Here is a 19,195-nt window from a genome sequence, read left to right on the forward strand (position 1 = left end):
TTCAAGGCGACGCACGCCTACGATGGCAGGCATCGCTTATTGGCCGAATCATCATGACGACACCCTTTCCCCACCTGCTCGCCCCGCTCGATCTCGGCTTCACGACGCTGAAGAATCGCGTGCTGATGGGCTCGATGCACACCGGCCTCGAGGACAGCCGCAAGACGCTGCCGCGCCTCGCCGACTATTTCGCCGAGCGCGCGCGCGGCGGGGTCGGCCTGATCGTGACCGGCGGCTTCGCGCCGAACGTGGCCGGCTGGACCAAGCCGTTCGGCGGCACGCTGATGACGTCGGCCGCCGCGCGCCGGCATCGCGAGATCACCGGCGCCGTGCATGCGGAGGACGGCAAGATCGCGCTGCAGATCCTGCATACGGGCCGCTACGGCTATCACCCGTTCGCGGTCGCGCCGTCGAAGATCAAGTCGCCGATCTCGCCGTTCGCGCCGCACGAACTGAGCGCGCGCGGCGTCGAGCGGCAGATCCGCGCGTTCGTGCGCTGCGCGAAGCTGGCGCGCGAGGCCGGTTACGACGGCGTCGAGATCATGGGCTCCGAGGGCTACCTGATCAACCAGTTCATCTCGATGCACACGAACAAGCGCACCGACCAGTGGGGCGGGTCGTACGAGAACCGCATCCGCTTGCCGATCGAGATCATCGAGCGCACGCGCGAAGCGGTCGGCCGCGACTTCATCCTGATCTACCGGCTGTCGATGCTCGACCTGATTCCGGACGGCAGCGACTGGCGCGAAACCGTGCAGCTCGCGAAGGCGGTCGAGCGCGCGGGCGCCACCATCATCAACACGGGGATCGGCTGGCATGAGGCGCGCGTGCCGACGATCGCGACGTCGGTGCCGCGCGGCGCGTTCGCATGGGTGACGAAGAAGATGAAGGGCGAGGTCGGCATCCCGCTCGTGACGACCAACCGGATCAACCGGCCCGAAGTGGCCGAGCAGATTCTCGCGGACGGCTGCGCGGACATGGTGTCGATGGCGCGCCCGCTGCTCGCGGATGCCGAGTTCGTCGTCAAGGCCGCGCAGGGTCGCGCCGACGAAATCAATACCTGCATCGGCTGCAACCAGGCGTGCCTCGACCACGCGTTCAAGAACAAGATCGCATCGTGCCTGCTGAATCCGCGCGCGTGCCACGAGACGGAGCTGAAATACACGCCCGCGGCGCAGCCGAAGCGCATCGCGGTGGTCGGCGCGGGGCCGGCCGGGCTCGCGTGTTCGACCGTGCTCGCGCAGCGGGGCCATCAGGTCGACCTGTTCGACGGCGCGGCCGAGATTGGCGGCCAGTTCAACATGGCGAAGCGGATTCCGGGCAAGGAGGAGTTTCATGAAGCGCTGCGCTACTTCGGCCGGCAGGTCGAGTTGACCGGCGTGAAGCTGCACCTGAACCGCCGCGTCGACGCGAGCGACCTGATCGCGGGCGGCTACGACGAGATCGTGCTCGCCACGGGCGTCGCGCCGCGCGACCCGAAGATTCCGGGGCAGGACGGGTCGAACGTGCTCAGCTATATCGACGTGCTCGCGGGCAGGCAGCCGGTCGGCCGGCGAGTCGCGGTGGTGGGCGCGGGCGGGATCGGCTTCGATGTCGCCGAATATCTGGTTCAGGACGGCGAATCGCCGGCACTCGATCTGGACGAATGGAAGGCCGAGTGGGGCGTGACCGACCCGGCCGAGACGCGCGGCGGCGTGACGCGTGCGCAGGTATCGGCGCCGGCGCGGGAAGTGACGCTGCTGCAGCGCAAGGCCGCGCCGCTCGGCAAGGGGCTCGGCAAGACGACCGGCTGGATTCACCGCGCGACGCTGAAGATGAAGCAGGTGAAGATGGTCGGCGGCGTGAACTACGAACGGATCGACGCGCGCGGGCTGCATGTGTCGTACGGCGAACAGCGCGCCGATCATGAACTGATCGAAGCCGACACGATCGTGCTTTGCACCGGGCAGGAGCCGCAGCGCGCGTTGCTCGCGCCGTTGCAGGCGGCCGGACGCTCGGTGCACCTGATCGGCGGCGCGGAACTGGCCGCCGAACTCGACGCGAAGCGCGCGATCGATCAGGGCGCGCGGCTCGCGGCGCGGTTGTAACGGGCGGGCGCTGCGAGGGTCGTTCGGCCGGTCGTCGCGTGGCGATGATCGGCCTGCACGACGGTTCGCGGCTTGTTGCGCCGTTTCACGTGCGCAGAACCATAACCAACGACCGCGCCGCCCGCACCGCCACGCAACGTGGCGGCGCGAGCCCGCCAGCCCGAAACCGCGATCGACCGGCGCGGCTCAGGCCGCTTCGGCCCGCTCTTCCTGCTCCGCTTCGAGCATCGCCTTGACGATCAGGTAGACGGCCGGGAGGTCGTCGTCGTCGCGGTGCCAGTCGACCGGCTCCTCGACGTCCGCGGCGACCAGCCGGCTGTCGCGCAGCCGGATGAACGCGTCGACGACGGTCGGATCGTTGCGGTTCAGGAACCCGGGATTCGAGAACGCCAGTTCTTCGACGTTCAGCAGCGCCTGCCAGCTCATCGTGCGGACGGCCGCCGGATGCGTGCGGCGGCGCAGGCCGAGCGCCCGTTGCGCGGGGCCGCCGACGACACGCTGCAGATCGACGACCGCCCGCTGCGCGGCGCGCTCGAAGTGGACGGGGTTGAAGCCGGGTTGCTCGGGATCGAATGCGGAAGCCTGGAACATGGTCGCCTCACAAAAGTCCGTTCGTCTATGGATGACGGAATTCGGGTCAAATGGTGCAAAAGCACTGTAAATATATACAGTGTTCGGCGCGGTTTCAAGCCCCGAATGCAGGATTTCGTCCGTAGGCGCTCGACGCGGGCGAATCGCATCGATCGGGCGGACGACTTACACCGCCGCCGCGATCGTCTCGCGCAGCCATCGATGCGCCGGATCGCGATGCACGCGCTCGTGCCACAGCATCGACATTTCATAGCCGGGCACCTCGACCGGCGCGTCCACCACGCGCAGCGCGGGCACGTCGCGCACCAGCCGCTCGGGCAGCATCGCGACGAGATCGGTGCTCGCGACGGCCGACATCACGAACAGAAAGTGCGGCACCGACAGCACGACGCGCCGCGTGGCTCCCCTCTTCGCGAGTACTTCGTCCGTCACGCCGAAGAAGCCGCCGCCGTCGGGCGACACGATCACGTGCTCGAGCGCGCCGAATTGCGCAAGCGTCGGGCGCCGCTTCAGCTTCGGATGACCGGCGCGGCCGATCAGCACGTAACGCTCGACGAACAGCGGCAGGCGCCGCATGCCGGGCGGCGCGCCCTCGGTCGTATGGAAAGCGAGGTCGATGCCGTTTCGTTCGGCTTCCTGCTCGATGCGCGGCGGCACGAGTTCGACGACGGCCAGCCGCGTGCCGGGCGCGGTCGAACGCAGCATGCGCAGCGCGGGCAGCACGATCGTCGATTCGCCGTAGTCGGTCGCGGCCACGCGCCACGTGTGCGTCGCGGTCGCGGGATCGAACGGCGTGGCCGGCATCACCGCGCGTTCGACGGCTTCGAGCGCCTCGCGCAACGGCTCGCGCAGCGCTTCCGCGCGCGCGGTCGGCCGCATCCCGCGCGGCCCCGGCAGCAGTAGCGGATCGCCGAACACGTCGCGCAGCTTCTGCAACTGCACGCTGACCGACGGCTGCGACATGTTCAGCTTCTCGGCCGCGCGCGTGACGTTGTGCTCGGCGAGCAGCACGTCCAGCGTGACGAGCAGGTTCAGGTCGAGCCTTCTGAGATTATTCATGTCTATAGCTGGAATATCGGGAATTCATTTCAAATATACCTTCGAGGACGGCATCCTGCAGTCATTCAATCCACGGAGTGATGACCATGAATGTACTGATCGTGTATGCCCATCCGGAACCGCGTTCGCTGAACGGCGCGCTACGCGATTTCGCGGTCGCGCATCTCGAAGCGGCCGGCCACGCGGTGCAGGTGAGCGACCTGTATGCGATGGACTGGAAGGCGGCGTTCGATGCGAACGACGTGATCGATCATGCGCCCGACGCGCGCTTCGATCCCGCGCTCGATTCGAAGCGCGCGTTCGCGGAAGGTACGCAGAGCGAAGACATCGCGCGCGAGCAGGACAAGCTGAAGTGGGCCGACGCGGTGATCCTGCAGTTTCCGCTGTGGTGGTTCTCGATGCCCGCGATCATGAAAGGCTGGTTCGAGCGCGTGTATGCATACGGTTTTGCGTACGGCGTCGGCGAGCATTCCGATACGCACTGGGGCGACCGCTACGGCGAAGGGTCGCTGGCCGGCAAGCGAGCGATGATCGTCGTCACGACGGGCGGGTGGGAGCCGCACTACAGCCCGCGCGGCATCAACGGGCCGATCGACGACTTGCTGTTCCCGATCCAGCACGGGGTGCTGTATTACCCGGGGTTCGACGTGCTGCCGCCGTTCGTGATCTACCGGACGGGCAAGATGAATGCCGCGCGCTTCGACGAAACGTGTTCGGCGCTCGGCCAGCGTCTGGACGATTTGTGGACCACGCCGCCGATTCCTTTCCGCCGGCAGAGTGCCGGCGATTACGAGATTCCGGCGCTGACGTTGAAGGACGAGATCGCGCCGGGGAAGGTGGGGTTTGCCGCGCACCTGGCTGCCTGACGATGACTGCACACCGCGATGCAGGGTGACGCGGACACCCGCCGCCAACGCAAAATGCAAAAAACCCGGGCGGCCTGCGTGACATCGCCGGCCGCCCGGGTCGTGCATCTCGTGGCATCGCGCGGCCGTGGGTCACGGCCGCGATGCATCGTTGCTTACCGATCGTCTTCCCGCACCGAAGACGGATGCCGGCACAGCGCCCGCACGTCCATCTCCATATACGGAAACAGCGGCAACTGACTCAGCACGTCATGCAGCTGCTGCACGCTGTCGACGTCGAAGATGCTGACGTTCGCATACTGCCCGGCGATTCGCCACAGATGGCGCCAGACACCTTCGTTCATCAGCCGCTGGCACATCGCCTTTTCTTCCGCCTTCAGCGTGGCCGCCTTGACCGGATCCATGTCCGCCGGCAGGCGAACGGTCATTTCCACATGAAACAGCATCCTGCACTCCTTGCGTGGTCGATTCGTCGAAGGGAAAGCGTGTTCACGCCTGCGCGCGGGCCCGCTCGACCTCGCTGCCCGGCACGTCCTGCTTTTCCTTGAGCAGCGAGAAGTCGAAGTCGATCAGCGCGAACTGCCCGTCGACGCCGTACGGCTTGCCTTCCGCGCCCTCCGCCTGCCTGACCGGCGGGATCAGCCCGTCGCGCGTCGCGAACGCGAAGTCGTCCCACAGATGCGGATCGCCATCGATGTTGATCTGCGTCGTCAGCTTACGATAACCGTCCGCCGAAACGAAGAAGTGGATGTGTGCCGGACGATGGCCGTGGCGGCCGAGCTGGTCGAGCAGTTGCTCGGTCTTGCTGCCCGGCGGCACGCTGTAGCCGACCGGCAGCACGCTGCGGAAGCTGTAGCGGCCTTCGGCATCGGTACGGATCGAGCGGCGCAGGTTGAACGCGGGCTGCGACGCGTCGAAGTACGAGTAATTGCCCAGATGGTTCGCATGCCACACCTCGACCAGCGCGTTCGCGAGCGGCGCGCCGTCCTGGCCGAGCACCCGGCCGCGCATAATCAGCGTCTGGCCCGGATCGGTGCCGTCGTCGAGGCGCGCGTGGCCGACCGATTCCGGCGCGCCGGCGACATACAGCGGGCCTTCGATCGTGCGCGGCGTGCCGCCCTGGATGCCGGCCTTGGCCTCGGCTTCGTCCATCCGCACGTCGAGAAAGCGCTCGAGGCCGAGGCCCGCGGCGATCAGCCCGAATTCGCGGCCGGCTTCGTTCAGGTAGTTCAGCGCGGTCCAGAACTCGCTCGGCTGCACGTCGAAGTCCTCGATCGTGTAGCAGATATCTTTCACGATCCGGTTGACGATCGCGCGTACGCGCGGGTTGCCGGGCTTCTCGGCGGCGTCGTCGAAGGTTTTCAGCAGGGCGTCGATGGCTTGCTTGTTCATCTGTGTCTCCGGTGTCGGTTGTCGTGTGGGGATCAGCGGGCGCCGCGTCGCATCCGTTCGATGCGGGCCCAGTCGAAGGTGATGCCGAGGCCGGGCGTCGCCGGCAGATGCAGCTTGAAATCCTCGTAACGCAGCGGCTCGACGAGGATCTCCTCGGTGAGCAGCAGCGGGCCGAACAGTTCGGTGCCCCATTTCAGCGAGTCGAACGTGCTGAACAGTTGCGCGGACGCCATCGTGCCGGCCGCGCCTTCGAGCATCGTGCCGCCGTACAGTTCGATGCCGGCCGCCGCCGCGATCGACGCGACGCTCGCCGCGCCCTGCAGGCCGCCCGATTGCGCGATCTTCACCGCGAACACGTCGGCTGCGCGATCCTGCGCGAGCGCGAACGCATCGACGGGGCCGTGCAGCGCCTCGTCGGCCATGATCGGCACCTGCGCGAGCTGCGTCAGGCGTTTGAGCCCCGCGCGGTTGGTCGCGGCGATCGGCTGCTCGACGAGGCTCACGCCGGCGTCGGCGAGCCGCGCGCCGGCCCAGATCGCATCGGTTTCGCTCCAAGCCTGGTTCACGTCGACCCGCACGTCGCCGCGCTCGCCGAGCGCACGCTTGATCGCGACCACGTGGGCCACGTCGTCGGCGACCGCGTTCGAGCCGATCTTCAGCTTGAACGCGCGATGGCGGCGCGCGTCGAGCATCGCTTCGGCTTCCGCGATGTCGCGCTGCGTATCGCCGCTCGCGAGCGTCCACGCGACGTCGACCGCATCGGTCCGGCGCCCGCCGAACAACTCGGACAGCGGCACGCCCAGACGCCGCGCCTGCGCGTCGAACAGCGCGGTCTCGATCGCGCACTTCGCGAAGCGGTTGCCCTGGAACAGCTTGCGCGCCCGCGCCATCGCGGCGCCCGGACGCGTCGCGTCCATCCCCTGCAGCAGCGGCGCGAAGTAGGTGTCGATGTTGACCTTGATGCTCTCGGGGCTCTCCTCGCCATAGGCGAGACCGCCGATGGTCGTCGCCTCGCCGACGCCTTCGATACCGTCCGTGCATCGAATGCGGATCAGCACGAGGGTCTGGCAATTCATCGTGGCGACCGACAATTTGTGGGGCCTGATCGTCGGCACGTCGACCAGCAACGTCTCGATGCGTTCGATGGTGGCGGCAGTTGCTATCATGCGATTCCTCCTGTTGGTGAACATGGTAGGAATTCCCGCCCGCCGTCGTCCAACACTCTTTCCGACTACTTCCATACCTTCGAGGCATGAAATGGAATTGCGCCAGCTCCGTTACTTCATCGCCGTCGCCGAGGAAATGAACATCACGCGGGCCGCGGAGCGGCTGCACATGACGCAGCCGCCGCTCAGCCGTCAGCTCCAGGCGATCGAGGAAGAGATCGGGTTGCCGCTGTTCGAGCGCGGCGCGCGGCCGCTGAAATTGACCGATGCCGGGCGCGTGTTCTATACGCAGGCCAAACGTCTGGTCGATCAGGCCGACGAACTGGGGCCGCTGACGCGCCGGCTCGCGCAATCGTCGGAGCGGATCGTGATCGGCTTTGTGCCGTCGGCGCTGTACGGCGCGCTGCCGGACGTGATCCGCGCGTTTCGCGAGGCGCAGCCGGACGTCGAGCTGTCGCTGATCGAAATGTTCACGCTGGAGCAGCTCGGCGCGCTGAAGGGCGGGCGGATCGACGTGGGGTTCGGCCGCTTGCGCTTCGACGACGACCAACTGGTGCGCGAGGCGCTGATCGAGGAAAAGCTGATCGCGGCGCTGCCGGTCGGGCATCGGCTCGCCGATCCGGCCCGGCCGCTGACGCTCGCGGATCTCGCGAACGAGACGATGATCGTCTACCCGAGCACGCCGCGGCCGAGCTTCGCCGATCAGCAGTTGTCGGCGCTGCGCGACGGCGCGGTCGTGCCGGCGGCCGTGCACGAGGTGCGCGAGTTGCAGACGGCGCTCGGGCTCGTCGCCGCGCAAGTGGGCGTGTCGCTGGTGCCGGAGAGCGTGGAGGGCGTGCGTGTGAAGGGTGTCGTCTACCGGCGGCTGCCGGAGCCGGGCGCGACGTCGCCGATCATCATGAGCCGCCGGCTGCACGGCGAAAGCGCGGCGACGGCCGCGTTCTGCGCGATCGCGCGGGAGATGATCGTGCCGTCGGCGTGATGGCCGCCCGATGACCCAACAACGCTCGCCGCGTGTGCCGATTATTGCCGCACATGGTTTTTTCTCTCCCGCCGGCGCCGGATAAACCGGCAATGTTGCGCTCCGTAAACAGGGTTGGAAGTGGGGATTCTCCTTCCGCATCGACCTGCAACATTCGAGGAGAGCAGCGTGAGCCGATTTGGGAAAAGCATAAAGTTCAGGATCTTTTTCGCGCTTGCCGCGTGTGTCGCGCTCATGGTCGCCATCGGCGTGTTCGGCCTGTTCGGCCTGTCGAGGCTGAATTCGAACGTCCATGACGCTTATACGGGCAACACTTTGCCGATCAGCGAATTGTCGGAAATTCGCGCCGCGACCTTCGAGACGCAGCTTCGGCTGCGTGGGGCGCTGTCCGAGCGCGATCCCGCGCGGGCGCGCAGCGGGATCGACGAGACGCGTGCCGAACAACGCCGTCTCGACACGATATGGAACCGCTACTACGGTGAGTCGATCACGAGCGACAAGGAGCGCCGCATCGCGGACCGGATCCGCGACGTGCTGCCCCGGTTCCGCGCGGGCGTGGGCGAAGCGCTCGCGGCGGTGGGCGGCGGGGACCGCGACGCGGCCGCCGCGGCGATCGACCGTCTGGCGCCCGCCGCCGGCGCGCTCAAGCAGGCGCTCGACGACGACATCGCGCTGAACATCGATCAGGCGAAGTCGTTCGTCGACGACAGCGCGTCGACCTTCGTCATGATCGTGTGGATCGCGATCGGCCTGATCGGCGTCGGCGTGCTGGTCGCGGCGTGGGTGTCCGCGCACCTGATGCGGCACATCTCGACGCCGCTCGGGCGGGCCGTGAGCGTGGCCGACGAAATCGCCGGCGGGTCGCTGGACAACCGGATCGACGTCGATTCGCACGATGAATTCGGCCGGTTGCTCGGTGCGCTGGCGACGATGGATCGGCAGCTCGGCGCGACGGTGCGCGGCATCAAGCGCAGCGCGGAAGCGGTGGCGGTCGCGTCGCGCCAGATCGCGAGCGGCAATGCCGATCTGTCGGCCCGCACGGAACAGCAGGCCGCGTCGCTCGAGGAAACCGCGTCGAGCATGACGCAACTGACCGAGACCGTGAAGCAGAACGCCGACAACGCGCAGCAGGCCAATACGCTGGCGACGCGCGCGACCGGCATGGCCGATGCCGGCAACGATGCCGTGCAGGGCATGGTCGCGACGATCGGGCAGATCAGCAGCAGTTCCAGCCAGGTTTCCGACATCACGGGCGTCATCGAGGGCATCGCGTTCCAGACCAACATCCTTGCGCTCAACGCCGCGGTGGAGGCCGCGCGCGCCGGCGAGCAGGGGCGCGGCTTCGCGGTGGTCGCGAGCGAGGTGCGCAGCCTCGCGCAGCGCTCGGCCGCTGCCGCGAAGGAGATCAAGGAACTGATCGGCGCGTCGGTGTCGATGATCCGGGACAGCGCGCAGCAGGCCACGGGCGTCGGCGCGACGATGGGGGAGGTGAAGCTCGCGATCAAGCAGGTGTCCGATATCGTCGCCGAAATCGCGGCTGCGTCGCGCGAGCAGAGCCAGGGGATCGGGCAGGTCAATCTGGCGATCGAGCAGATGGACACGGTGACGCAGCAAAACGCGGCGCTCGTCGAGCAGGCGGCCGCGGCCGCGCATTCGCTCGAGGAGCAGGCCGGCCGTCTGCAGGCGGCGATGGCCACGTTCAAGCTCGCGCCGAACGCCGTCGATGTGCCGGTCGTGGCGTCGTCGGCGCCTGCATCTGCACCCGCACTCGCCCGCGCGCCGACGCGACCGCCGGCGGGGGTGCCGGCGGCGGCGGGGCCGAGCGAACCTGTCACGGGCGGAGCCGTCGACTGGCAGGCGTTTTGATCGGGATAACGGTCCGCAGGCTGCTGCGACGGGAGTATCGGCCCATGAAAGGCTCGACGCGTTCTGCTCACGTGGTACTCACGCTCGATGCGCTCGTCGACGCATGCGTGCGTTTCGATCCGTCGGACGGGGATCAGCGGCTGATCGTCCGAACGCTGGTCGTGCCGATGCTCGCGCGGCGGCTGAAGTGGCTGGGGCTGTTGCTGCGCGCGAGCCCGCGCAGCGAGGCCACGCGCACGATGCTCGAACGGATCGAAGGGGCGCTCGCGTGCGCGGCCGCACGGCTTGACGCGGCGCGCCGGCCGTGCGCGGAGACGGCGACGAATCCCGTGCCGCGGCGCGGGCCGCCGGCATAGAGCCCGCAGTCGTCGCGCGAGCGAGGGCCGACCGTCGATCGGGGCGCGGCCGCCCGCACGCACGGAAGGCGAAGGGTGGGAATGGCGATCGGCAGGACGACGCGCGACATGCGGCGTGCGGCGCGGCGCATGCGCGGACGGCTTCAGCGCTTCGCGTCGAGCGTTTCCGACGGCGATTCGCCGAATTTTTCCCGATACGCGATCGCGAATCGCCCGAGATGGGTAAATCCGCAGTCGAGCGCGATATCGGCGATCCGCCGGTCGGATGCCGCGCCGCGCAGCAGTTCGCGCGCATGCGCGAGCCGCGTCGCACGCAGGTATTGCATCGGGCTCACGCCGCGGAACTGCAGGAACGCGTCGCGCAGCGTCCGTTCGGGCACGTTGGCGGCCTGGACGATATCGGCAAGCTGCAGCGGCTGCGCGTAGTGCGCATCGACGAATTCCTGTGCGCGCCGCACGAAGCCCGGCGCCGGGTCGCGGTGCGACGCCTGCAGCGCGGACGGCGGGTGGCCTTCGATCAGCAGGTCGATCAGCAGATGCTCGAGCTGCGACGCGACGCGCGGGTTCGCGTTCGCGCGTTCGAGCAGCTCGGGCGACCGCGCGACGAGCATCAGCTGCTGGCGCCACGCGGCGAGCGCGGCGTCGCTCACGTGCAGCACGGGGTCGAGCGTCGCGCGCGGGTCGCCGGTCAGCGCGCCGACGGTCGCCGCGTCGATGCGCAGCACGAACTGCTCGCAATCGGCCGACAGCACCGCGTCGAAGCGCTCGCCGGGCGCGCACAGCACGCCCGTCTGCCCGTCGACGCCGAGCTGGCGCCCCATCGCGCGCACTTCGGCCTGGCCGGACAGGCAGAACATCAGCAGGTAATAGCCGTCGACGGCGTCGACCTGCACGCGCATCGCATCGCCGAACGCGATCGTCCCGATCCCGAGCCCGCCCAGCCGGACGAAATCCATGTGCGACGCGCCTTGCACGCGGCCGCTCGGCAGCAGCGCGTGCGGCTGCATCACGCGCGAGATCCGCTCGCGCGTCTCGTCGAGATCGCGGGATTCGAACAGCCGGTGCGCGCGCAGCGCGAGCGGCTCGAACGACGTTGGGGACATGGGCCTGTGCCTGGGTATGGACGACGCGCGCTTCGATCCGACGAATGGGTCGCGATCGTGCGCCGGGTCGCGTGTGCCGTCATGCTAGCGCAGAAATCCGCCGAAAGTGGATATTGCGCCGCCGCAATCGCACTTTCCGGATAGACGCCGAATATTAGCTTTTCAAAAATCGGCTCCATGCATTCAACGCAACGGATCGACAAGGAGTCCGACATGGAGCAGACAGAATCGCCCGTCGTTTTCGCCGCCCGCGGCGACGCATCCGACGTGACCTTCCCGCACGACGACGGCTCGCGCGTGCCGTACAAGGTGTTCAGTTCGCGGGCCGTCTACGATCGCGAGCAGGAGCGCATCTTCCGCGGGCCGACGTGGAATTTCGTCGCGCTCGAAGCCGAAATCCCGAACGCCGGCGACTTCAAGAGCACGTTCGTCGGCGATACGCCGGTGGTCGTCACGCGCACCGAGGACGGCGCGCTGTCCGCGTGGGTGAACCGCTGCGCGCACCGCGGCGCGCAGGTGTGCCGCAAGTCGCGCGGCAACGCGAGTTCGCACACGTGCGTGTATCACCAGTGGAGCTTCGACAACCAGGGCAACCTGCTCGGCGTGCCGTTCCGGCGCGGCCAGAAGGGAATGACCGGGATGCCGGCCGATTTCGATCCGAAGCAGCACGGGCTGCGCAAGCTGCGCGTGGACAGCTATCGCGGGCTCGTGTTCGCGACCTTCAGCGATGAAGTCGCGCCGCTGCCCGAGTATCTCGGCGAGCAGATGCGCCCGTGGATCGACCGGATCTTCCACAAGCCGATCGAGTATCTCGGCTGCACGCGCCAGTATTCGAAGTCGAACTGGAAGCTGTACATGGAGAACGTGAAGGACCCGTATCACGCGAGCATGCTGCACCTGTTCCATACGACCTTCAACATCTTCCGCGTCGGGATGAAGGCGCGCTCGATTCCGGATGCGAACCACGGGCTGCACAGCATCATCACGGTGACGAAGACCGGCGACGACACGTCGGCCGCGTACAAGCAGCAGAACATTCGCTCGTTCGACGAGGGTTTTCATCTGGAAGACGAATCGATCCTCGATCTCGTATCGGAATACGACGAGGACTGCACGAACCATATCCAGCCGATCTTCCCGCAGCTCGTGATCCAGCAGATCCACAACACGCTGGTCGCGCGGCAGATTTTGCCGAAGGGGCCGGACAACTTCGAGCTGATCTTCCACTTCTTCGGCTACGCGGACGACACGCCCGAGCTGCGCGCGCTGCGCATCAAGCAGGCGAACCTCGTCGGGCCGGCCGGCTACATCTCGATGGAGGACACCGAAGCGACCGAGCTCGTGCAGCGCGGCACGGTGCGCGATGCGGATGCGACGTCGGTGATCGAGATGTCGCGCGGCAATCCGGACCAGCAGGACACGGTGATCACCGAGAGCCTGATCCGCAAGTTCTGGGTCGGCTACCAGAAGCTGATGGGCTATTGAGGCGGGAGCAAAAAATGACGGAAGACATGAAGACGTGGTTCGAGATTTACATGCTCCAGAACCGCTACATCGGGCACCTCGACAACGACCGGCTCGAACACTGGCCGGAGATGTTCACCGAGGATTGCACGTACGAAATCGTGCCGAAGGAGAACGCCGATCTCGGGCTGCCGGTCGGGATCGTCCACTGCACGAACCAGCGGATGCTGCGCGACCGCGTGGTGTCGCTGCGGCACGCGAACATCTACGAAGAGCACACGTACCGGCACATGACGTCGGGCCTGACGATCGTCGCCGAACGCGACGGCGAGTTCGATACCGAGAGCAACTACGTGGTCGTGCAGACGCGCAGCAACGGCGAATCGAACGTGTACCAGGCCGGCAAGTACTACGACACGGTCGTGCGCACGCCCGACGGCTGGCGCTACAAGACCAAGCGCGTGATCTACGACACGTCGCGCGTGCAGACGCTGCTCGCGACGCCGATCTGACCGCTCCGACCGATCTGACGAAGCAAGGAATCGACATGACTGAAGCAACGCTGGCCGAGTGGCATCCGCTCGGCGCTTTCGACGAATTCTCCGAAGACGAACCGGCGGCGCGCGTCGCCGGCCAGAAGCCGATCGCCGTGTTCCGGATCGGCGACGAACTGTTCGCGATGCACGACCTGTGTTCGCATGGTCATGCGCGCTTGTCCGAAGGCTATGTGGAGGACGGCTGCGTCGAATGCCCGCTGCACCAGGGGCTGATCGACATTCGCACCGGCGCGCCGAAATGCGCGCCGATCACCGAGCCGGTGCGGGTCTATCCGATCCGGATCGTCGACGGGCAGGTGGAAGTCAATGTCGGCTGACCCGTTCGTGATCGTCGGCGCCGGCCACGCGGCGCGGCGCACGGTCGAGGCGCTGCGCGAGCGCGACGCCGCTGCGCGCATCGTGATGATCGGCGCGGAGCGCGAGTTGCCGTACGACCGGCCGGCGCTGTCGAAGGACGCGCTGTTGAGCGATGGCGGCGAGCAGCGCGCGTTCATTCGCGATGCCGCATGGTACGACGCGCAGCGCGTCGAATTGCGGCTCGGCACGCGCGTGGATGCGATCGAGCGCGACGCACGGCGCGTGCGGCTCGACGACGGTGCGACGTTGCCGTACGCGAAGCTCGTGCTCGCGACGGGCTCGCGCGTGCGCACGTTCGGCGGGGCGATCGACGAAGGTGTCGCCGTGCACTACGTTCGCACGGTCGACGATGCGCGTGCGTTGCGTGCGCAACTCGCGCCCGGGCGCCGCGTGGCGGTGCTCGGCGGCGGCTTCATCGGCCTCGAGGTCGCGGCGGCCGCGCGCCAGCTCGGCTGCGACGTGACGGTGATCGACCCGGCGCCGCGGTTGCTGCAGCGCGCGTTGCCGGAAGTGGTCGGCGCGTATGCGCGGCAATTGCACGATGCGCGCGGCGTGAATTTTCAGATGGCGACGCTGCCGCGCGCGATCCGCCGCGCGCCGGGCGGCGGCGCAGTCGTCGAGACCGATTGCGGCGACGTGCCGGCCGACGTCGTCGTGGTCGGCATCGGCGTGGTGCCCAATGTCGAACTCGCGCACGCGGCCGGGCTCGACGTCGACAACGGGATACGCGTCGATGCGGGCTGTCGCACGGCCGACGCCGCGATCTTCGCGGCGGGCGAGGTGACGATGCACTTCAATCCGCTGCTCGGGCGGCATGTGCGGATCGAATCGTGGCAGGTGGCCGAAAACCAGCCGGCCGTCGCGGCCGCGAACCTGCTCGGCGCCGACGAGCGCTATGCCGAGCTGCCGTGGCTGTGGTCCGATCAGTACGACTGCAACCTGCAGATGCTCGGGTTGTTCGGCGGCGAACGCACGATCGTCGTGCGCGGCGATCCGGCGAGCGGGCCGTTCGCGGTGTTCGGGCTCGGCGACGACGGGAAGATCGTCGCGGTGGCCGCGGCGAACCTCGGGCGCGACATCGGCGCATCGCGGCGGTTGATCGCGGCGGGGGCCGTGCCCGATCCGGTGAAGCTGGCCGATCCGGCAGTCAATCTGAAGACGTTCCTCTGACGCGGTGCGCGAGCGCGGTCCGCGTGGCCGTGTTCGCGTTGGCGCTCGGCGCGGATGGCCGGACATGCAGGGAGCCCGTTTCGGACAACGTGGCCGGCGCGCGCAATGCGCGCGGGTTTGTCGCGGGCCGGCGATCGGTGCATATTAGCGGCATTGCCGTTTCACCGGTTGCCCATGACGCCAGACAAAGCCCTCGAACTGAAACGAAGCAAGCGCCGTGCGCTGTGGCTGCTGCTGGCGGCCGTCGCGGTGTTCGTCACCACCATCCTGCTGCCGCGCGGCCCGTGGGTCGACGGCTGCAAGGCGGTGGCCGAAGCCGCGATGGTCGGCGCGCTCGCCGACTGGTTCGCGGTCGTCGCGCTGTTCCGCCGCGTGCCGATCCCGTTCGTGTCGCGCCACACCGAGATCATCCCGAGGAACAAGGACAAGATCGCCGACAACCTCGCGGCGTTCGTGCGCGAGAAGTTCCTCGGCCCCGACGCGCTCGCCGCGCAGATCCGCCAGCACGACCCCGCGCAGAAACTCGGCGCGTGGCTCGGCGAGCCGGCGAACACCGACGCGCTCGGCGGCTACGTGACGAAGCTGATGAGTTTCGCGCTCGACATGACCGACGACGCGCGGATCCAGTCGTTCGTCCACGATGCGTTTCGCGCGGTGATCGACCGGGTCGACCTGTCGCACTCGGCCGGCGCGATCCTCGACACGCTGACGAAGGACGGCCGCCACCAGGCGCTGCTCGACGACGCGATCGAACAGGTGGTCGACGTGCTCGACAAGGAAGAGAACCGCGAGGTGATCGCGGGCTTCATCGTCGAATGGCTGAAGACGCAATACCCGAAGGTCGAGAAGATCATGCCGACGCAGTGGTTCGGCGAAAACGGCGCGCGGATGCTCGCGAGCGCGGTGAGCCGCGTGCTGGAGGGCGTCGCGGCCGACCCCGAGCACGAGCTGCGGCAACGCTTCGACCGGACGGTCGTGCGGCTGACCGAACGGCTGAAGCACGACCCGGCGTTCATCGAGAAGGGCGAGGAGATCAAGCGCTATATCCGCGACGGCGATGCGTTCAACGACTACGTGCGCGATTTGTGGGACCAGTTGCGCGCGTGGCTGAAGGCCGATCTCGCGCGCCCCGATTCGGCGCTGCACCGGCAGGCCGCGACGCTCGGCGGCTGGCTCGGCGCACGGCTCGCCGAGAGCCCGGCGCTGCGTGCGTCGCTGAACGAGCACGTCGAGAAGGCCGTGCACGAGATGGCGCCCGATTTCGCCGATTTCCTGATGCGTCACATTCGCGACACGGTGCGCAACTGGGATGCGCGCGAGATGTCGCGACAGATCGAGCTGAACATCGGCAAGGATCTGCAAACCATCCGCATCAACGGCACGCTGGTCGGCGGGCTGATCGGGCTCGGGTTGTATCTGGTGTCGCTCGCGCCGCGCTGGGCGGCCGGATGGCTGCACTGACGCGGGCACGCGCGTTGCGCCCGTGGCGCGCTGCGGTGCGCCGCCGGGTTACGCGGCTGCCTTGGCGCCGTGCAATTGCAGGCCGAGCGCCTTGATGACTTTCAGGATCGTGCCGAAGCTCGGATTGCCGTCGTGCGACAGCGCCTTGTACAGCCCTTCGCGCGACAGGCCCGCATCGCGCGCGACCTGCGACATGCCGCGTGCGCGGGCGATCACGCCGAGCGCGTGCGCGATGAAGGCCGGATCGTCGCCGCCCTCCTGCAGGCATGCGTCGAAGTACTCGGCCATGTCGTCTTCGGTTTTCAGGTGTTCGGCCGAATCCCACGGCCGCGTGTTGATCTTGTCCATCGATCACTCCATGTCGAGGTGCGCAAGCATTGCGTGCGCGGCGCGTATGTCGGCTCGTTGCGTCGATTTATCGCCGCCGCAGAGCAGGATGACCCATATCGTTCCGCGCCTCACGTAGTAGACGCGATAGCCGGGGCCGTGGTCGATACGCATTTCGACGACGGGAGCGCCGGCGGATTTCCAGTCGCCCGTATTGCCCATCGACAGGCGGTCGATGCGCGCCTGGATGCGGCGCTTGGCGAGGCGATCGGGCAGGCCGGCAAACCAGGCGTCGAAGACGTCGGTGGTCCGGATGCTGAACGTGGGTGCACTGTAGGGCACGGATTGCAGGATGTCAACCATGGTTCACATGTTCGAGGAAAGGAATCGGTTGCGCCTACGGTAGCGCCGCGCGCGTCGTTCCGGGTCGAATTGGCCGTCAGGCCGATCCTGCCGCGCGGCCGGAGCCGGCCATCCGGTCGAATTCGGAATTCCGCGAATCCGTCTACAATCAAAAACGTCTTTGCCGTCCGTGCGTGCTCGCCGCGCGCGGACGAGTCCGTTCGTCCTCCGGCATCCGGAGGCGCCGCCGCGCATCACGCACCGAGCATCGCGTGTCGCACGGCGAGCAGTGCCGTGGTCTGTGTCCGGTAAGTAAGGCGTCCGCGTGCCGTAGGCCGGCGCGCGTCCTGAACGCCGCGTGTCCGTAGGCCGGGCAGGCGGCATAACCGAGAGTCCCCATGAAAGCATCGGATCTGTTCGTGAAGGCGCTGGAAGCCGAAGGCGTCGAGTACGTGTTCGGCATTCCCGGCGAGGAAAACCTCGATCTGCTCGAATCGCTGCGGCGATCGAAGATCAAGCTCGTGCTGACCCGGCACGAGCAGGCGGCCGGGTTCATGGCCGCCACCTACGGCCGCCTCACGGGCCGTACCGGCGTGTGTCTCGCGACGCTCGGGCCGGGCGCGACGAACTTCGTGACGGCCGCCGCGTATGCGCAGCTCGGCGGGATGCCGATGCTGATGATCACCGGGCAGAAGCCAATCAAGTCCAGCAAGCAGGGCCACTTCCAGATCGTCGACGTGGTCGACATGATGCAGCCGCTCACGAAGTTCACGCGGCAGATCGTGTCGATCGGCAACATCCCGTCGGCCGTGCGCGAGGCGTTCCGCCGCGCGGAGGAGGAGCGCCCGGGCGCCGCGCACCTCGAACTGCCGGAAGACATCGCGCACGAGGAGGGCGACGGCAAGCCGATCCCGCGCAGTTACAGCCGGCGGCCGGTGGCGGAGGAGAAGGCGGTCGCGCATGCGGTCGACGCGATCCAGGCCGCCCGCCATCCGCTGTTGATGATCGGCGCGGGCGGCAACCGCAAGACCACCTGCAAGATGCTGCTCGAATTCGTCGACAAGACGGGCATCCCGTTCTTCACGACGCAGATGGGCAAGGGCGTGATCGACGAGACGCACCCGCTGTGGCTCGGCAACGCGACGCTGTCCGACGGCGACTTCGTGCACCGCGCGATCGAGCACGCGGATTGCATCATCAACGTCGGCCACGACGTGATCGAGAAGCCGCCGTTCTTCATGCGCACCGACGACAAGACCGTGATCCACGTGAACTTCCTCGGCGCGCAGGTCGATCCCGTCTATTTCCCGCAGATCGAGGTGGTCGGCGACATCGCGAACGCGGTGTGGCAGATGAAGGAAGCGGTGGCCCCACAATCGCACTGGGATTTCGAGCGCTTCCGCATGATCAAGGAGCATTTCGACGCGCATCTGCAGAAAGGGCAGCACGACGCACGCTTTCCGATGTATCCGGTGCGGATCGTCAACGACCTGTACAACGCGTTGCCGGTGGACGGCATCGTCTGTCTCGACAACGGGATGTACAAGATCTGGTTCGCGCGCTACTGGCGCGCGCACGAGCCGAACTCGCTGCTGCTCGACAACGCGCTCGCGTCGATGGGCGCCGGCCTACCGTCGGCGATCGCGACGAAGATCGTGCATCCGCAGCGCAAGGTGATCGCCGTGTGCGGCGACGGCGGCTTCATGATGAATTCGCAGGAGCTCGAAACGGCCGTGCGGCTGAAGCTCGACATCGTCGTGATGATCCTGCGCGACGACGCGTTCGGGATGATCCGCTGGAAGCAGGAGAACATGAATTTTCCCGATTTCGCGATGACGCTGCAAAATCCGGATTTCGTGTCGTACGCGCAAAGCTACGGCGCGCACGGGCACCGCGTCGAGTCGGCCGACGATCTCGAGCCGCTGCTGCGCGAGTGCTTCTCGTCGCCGGGCGTGCACGTGATCGACGTGCCGATCGACTATTCGGACAACGAGCGCGTGTTGAACCGCGAGATCAAGCGCCTGTCGGCGCAACTTTGAATTCCCGTTC

The 19,195-nt window shown here is 67.4% G+C and carries 19 protein-coding genes; 11 read left to right on the plus strand and 8 right to left on the minus strand.

Going from position 1 to position 19,195, the window contains the following annotated elements; genetic code table 11:
* Positions 1–53: 53 nt before the first annotated feature.
* On the plus strand, positions 54–2,087 hold the full coding sequence (locus QZM72_RS14890) for an NADPH-dependent 2,4-dienoyl-CoA reductase (RefSeq protein ID WP_089469225.1): 2,034 nt from the start codon (positions 54–56) through the stop codon (positions 2,085–2,087).
* Positions 2,088–2,273: 186 nt separating this feature from the next.
* Here the strand turns inward: QZM72_RS14890 and QZM72_RS14895 are convergent, their stop codons facing one another.
* Both QZM72_RS14895 and QZM72_RS14900 read right to left on the minus strand, forming a co-directional pair.
* A complete protein-coding gene (locus tag QZM72_RS14895; protein WP_089469226.1) occupies positions 2,274–2,678 on the minus strand; it encodes a DUF2471 family protein in 405 nt (134 codons plus the stop codon).
* A gap of 165 nt (positions 2,679–2,843) precedes the next feature.
* Complete coding sequence (locus QZM72_RS14900; protein ID WP_301738515.1) at positions 2,844–3,737, minus strand: LysR family transcriptional regulator; 894 nt, start codon at positions 3,735–3,737, stop codon at positions 2,844–2,846.
* A gap of 86 nt (positions 3,738–3,823) precedes the next feature.
* Between QZM72_RS14900 and QZM72_RS14905 the strand changes: the two genes are divergently transcribed.
* Positions 3,824–4,603, plus strand: coding sequence for an NAD(P)H-dependent oxidoreductase (locus tag QZM72_RS14905; protein ID WP_301738517.1), 780 nt, complete (start codon positions 3,824–3,826; stop codon positions 4,601–4,603).
* 155 nt (positions 4,604–4,758) lie between these two features.
* Here QZM72_RS14905 and catC read toward each other — a convergent pair whose 3' ends face one another.
* Genes catC through QZM72_RS14920 form a run of 3 tightly spaced genes read right to left on the minus strand, consistent with a single transcriptional unit; the run spans position 4,759 to position 7,161 of the window.
* Positions 4,759–5,049 (minus strand): muconolactone Delta-isomerase, encoded by a 291-nt coding sequence (catC, locus tag QZM72_RS14910; RefSeq protein ID WP_301738519.1) that lies wholly within the window; start codon positions 5,047–5,049, stop codon positions 4,759–4,761.
* Between the two features lie 43 nt (positions 5,050–5,092).
* Positions 5,093–5,995 (minus strand): catechol 1,2-dioxygenase, encoded by a 903-nt coding sequence (catA, locus tag QZM72_RS14915; RefSeq protein ID WP_301738520.1) that lies wholly within the window; start codon positions 5,993–5,995, stop codon positions 5,093–5,095.
* 32 nt (positions 5,996–6,027) lie between these two features.
* Positions 6,028–7,161, minus strand: coding sequence for a muconate/chloromuconate family cycloisomerase (locus tag QZM72_RS14920; protein ID WP_301738521.1), 1,134 nt, complete (start codon positions 7,159–7,161; stop codon positions 6,028–6,030).
* 91 nt (positions 7,162–7,252) lie between these two features.
* Between QZM72_RS14920 and QZM72_RS14925 the strand changes: the two genes are divergently transcribed.
* The 3 genes from QZM72_RS14925 (at position 7,253) to QZM72_RS14935 (ending at position 10,365) form a co-directional block, all read left to right on the plus strand.
* Positions 7,253–8,143: a LysR family transcriptional regulator gene (locus tag QZM72_RS14925; protein WP_089469232.1), complete on the plus strand. Its 891-nt coding sequence runs from the start codon at positions 7,253–7,255 to the stop codon at positions 8,141–8,143.
* Positions 8,144–8,311: 168 nt separating this feature from the next.
* The gene (locus QZM72_RS14930) at positions 8,312–10,009 is read left to right on the plus strand and encodes a methyl-accepting chemotaxis protein (protein ID WP_301738522.1); all 1,698 of its coding nucleotides are present in this window, start codon (positions 8,312–8,314) and stop codon (positions 10,007–10,009) included.
* Positions 10,010–10,053: 44 nt separating this feature from the next.
* Entirely contained in the window at positions 10,054–10,365 is a 312-nt protein-coding gene (locus QZM72_RS14935; protein WP_301738523.1) for a hypothetical protein, read from the plus strand.
* A gap of 143 nt (positions 10,366–10,508) precedes the next feature.
* On the opposite strand, the gene andR is transcribed toward QZM72_RS14935, so the two are convergent.
* The gene (gene andR, locus QZM72_RS14940) at positions 10,509–11,468 is read right to left on the minus strand and encodes an anthranilate 1,2-dioxygenase regulatory protein AndR (protein WP_301738524.1); all 960 of its coding nucleotides are present in this window, start codon (positions 11,466–11,468) and stop codon (positions 10,509–10,511) included.
* Positions 11,469–11,681: 213 nt separating this feature from the next.
* On the opposite strand from andR, the gene andAc reads away from it, so the two are divergent.
* From andAc to QZM72_RS14965, 5 genes are all read left to right on the plus strand, one after another.
* Entirely contained in the window at positions 11,682–12,953 is a 1,272-nt protein-coding gene (gene andAc, locus QZM72_RS14945) for an anthranilate 1,2-dioxygenase large subunit AndAc (RefSeq protein WP_012338515.1), read from the plus strand.
* A 14-nt stretch (positions 12,954–12,967) separates the two neighbouring features.
* A complete protein-coding gene (andAd, locus tag QZM72_RS14950) occupies positions 12,968–13,444 on the plus strand; it encodes an anthranilate 1,2-dioxygenase small subunit AndAd (protein WP_011548235.1) in 477 nt (158 codons plus the stop codon).
* 35 nt (positions 13,445–13,479) lie between these two features.
* Positions 13,480–13,806 carry an anthranilate 1,2-dioxygenase ferredoxin subunit AndAb gene (andAb, locus tag QZM72_RS14955; RefSeq protein ID WP_301738525.1) on the plus strand — a complete coding sequence of 109 codons (327 nt, stop codon included), beginning with the start codon at positions 13,480–13,482 and terminating at the stop codon, positions 13,804–13,806.
* Positions 13,796–15,016 (plus strand): anthranilate 1,2-dioxygenase system ferredoxin--NAD(+) reductase, encoded by a 1,221-nt coding sequence (andAa, locus tag QZM72_RS14960; RefSeq protein WP_301738526.1) that lies wholly within the window; start codon positions 13,796–13,798, stop codon positions 15,014–15,016. Before andAb ends, andAa begins: the two co-directional genes overlap by 11 nt.
* A gap of 174 nt (positions 15,017–15,190) precedes the next feature.
* Positions 15,191–16,477 carry a DUF445 domain-containing protein gene (locus QZM72_RS14965; RefSeq protein ID WP_301738527.1) on the plus strand — a complete coding sequence of 429 codons (1,287 nt, stop codon included), beginning with the start codon at positions 15,191–15,193 and terminating at the stop codon, positions 16,475–16,477.
* 48 nt (positions 16,478–16,525) lie between these two features.
* Here QZM72_RS14965 and QZM72_RS14970 read toward each other — a convergent pair whose 3' ends face one another.
* Positions 16,526–16,825: an addiction module antidote protein gene (locus tag QZM72_RS14970; RefSeq protein ID WP_050017389.1), complete on the minus strand. Its 300-nt coding sequence runs from the start codon at positions 16,823–16,825 to the stop codon at positions 16,526–16,528.
* Positions 16,826–16,828: 3 nt separating this feature from the next.
* On the minus strand, positions 16,829–17,167 hold the full coding sequence (locus QZM72_RS14975; RefSeq protein WP_089469239.1) for a type II toxin-antitoxin system RelE/ParE family toxin: 339 nt from the start codon (positions 17,165–17,167) through the stop codon (positions 16,829–16,831).
* Between the two features lie 377 nt (positions 17,168–17,544).
* On the opposite strand from QZM72_RS14975, the gene QZM72_RS14980 reads away from it, so the two are divergent.
* On the plus strand, positions 17,545–19,185 hold the full coding sequence (locus QZM72_RS14980) for an acetolactate synthase large subunit (RefSeq protein ID WP_301738528.1): 1,641 nt from the start codon (positions 17,545–17,547) through the stop codon (positions 19,183–19,185).
* Positions 19,186–19,195: the final 10 nt, after the last annotated feature.

This window comes from Burkholderia sp. AU45388 (assembly GCF_030481585.1).
In the GTDB taxonomy this organism is placed as follows: domain Bacteria; phylum Pseudomonadota; class Gammaproteobacteria; order Burkholderiales; family Burkholderiaceae; genus Burkholderia; species Burkholderia sola.

Bases quoted from the DNA above. Each gene is read 5' to 3' on its own strand.
- QZM72_RS14905 (WP_301738517.1), top strand. From the start codon at position 3,824: ATGAATGTACTGATCGTGTATGCCCATCCGGAACCGCGTTCGCTGAAC.
- catA (WP_301738520.1), bottom strand. From the start codon at position 5,995: ATGAACAAGCAAGCCATCGACGCCCTGCTGAAAACCTTCGACGACGCC.
- andAc (WP_012338515.1), top strand. From the start codon at position 11,682: ATGGAGCAGACAGAATCGCCCGTCGTTTTCGCCGCCCGCGGCGACGCA.
- catC (WP_301738519.1), bottom strand. From the start codon at position 5,049: ATGCTGTTTCATGTGGAAATGACCGTTCGCCTGCCGGCGGACATGGAT.
- QZM72_RS14890 (WP_089469225.1), top strand. From the start codon at position 54: ATGACGACACCCTTTCCCCACCTGCTCGCCCCGCTCGATCTCGGCTTC.
- QZM72_RS14935 (WP_301738523.1), top strand. From the start codon at position 10,054: ATGAAAGGCTCGACGCGTTCTGCTCACGTGGTACTCACGCTCGATGCG.
- QZM72_RS14925 (WP_089469232.1), top strand. From the start codon at position 7,253: ATGGAATTGCGCCAGCTCCGTTACTTCATCGCCGTCGCCGAGGAAATG.
- QZM72_RS14900 (WP_301738515.1), bottom strand. From the start codon at position 3,737: ATGAATAATCTCAGAAGGCTCGACCTGAACCTGCTCGTCACGCTGGAC.
- andAd (WP_011548235.1), top strand. From the start codon at position 12,968: ATGACGGAAGACATGAAGACGTGGTTCGAGATTTACATGCTCCAGAAC.
- QZM72_RS14980 (WP_301738528.1), top strand. From the start codon at position 17,545: ATGAAAGCATCGGATCTGTTCGTGAAGGCGCTGGAAGCCGAAGGCGTC.
- andR (WP_301738524.1), bottom strand. From the start codon at position 11,468: ATGTCCCCAACGTCGTTCGAGCCGCTCGCGCTGCGCGCGCACCGGCTG.
- QZM72_RS14920 (WP_301738521.1), bottom strand. From the start codon at position 7,161: ATGATAGCAACTGCCGCCACCATCGAACGCATCGAGACGTTGCTGGTC.
- andAa (WP_301738526.1), top strand. From the start codon at position 13,796: ATGTCGGCTGACCCGTTCGTGATCGTCGGCGCCGGCCACGCGGCGCGG.
- QZM72_RS14975 (WP_089469239.1), bottom strand. From the start codon at position 17,167: ATGGTTGACATCCTGCAATCCGTGCCCTACAGTGCACCCACGTTCAGC.
- QZM72_RS14965 (WP_301738527.1), top strand. From the start codon at position 15,191: ATGACGCCAGACAAAGCCCTCGAACTGAAACGAAGCAAGCGCCGTGCG.
- QZM72_RS14970 (WP_050017389.1), bottom strand. From the start codon at position 16,825: ATGGACAAGATCAACACGCGGCCGTGGGATTCGGCCGAACACCTGAAA.
- andAb (WP_301738525.1), top strand. From the start codon at position 13,480: ATGACTGAAGCAACGCTGGCCGAGTGGCATCCGCTCGGCGCTTTCGAC.
- QZM72_RS14895 (WP_089469226.1), bottom strand. From the start codon at position 2,678: ATGTTCCAGGCTTCCGCATTCGATCCCGAGCAACCCGGCTTCAACCCC.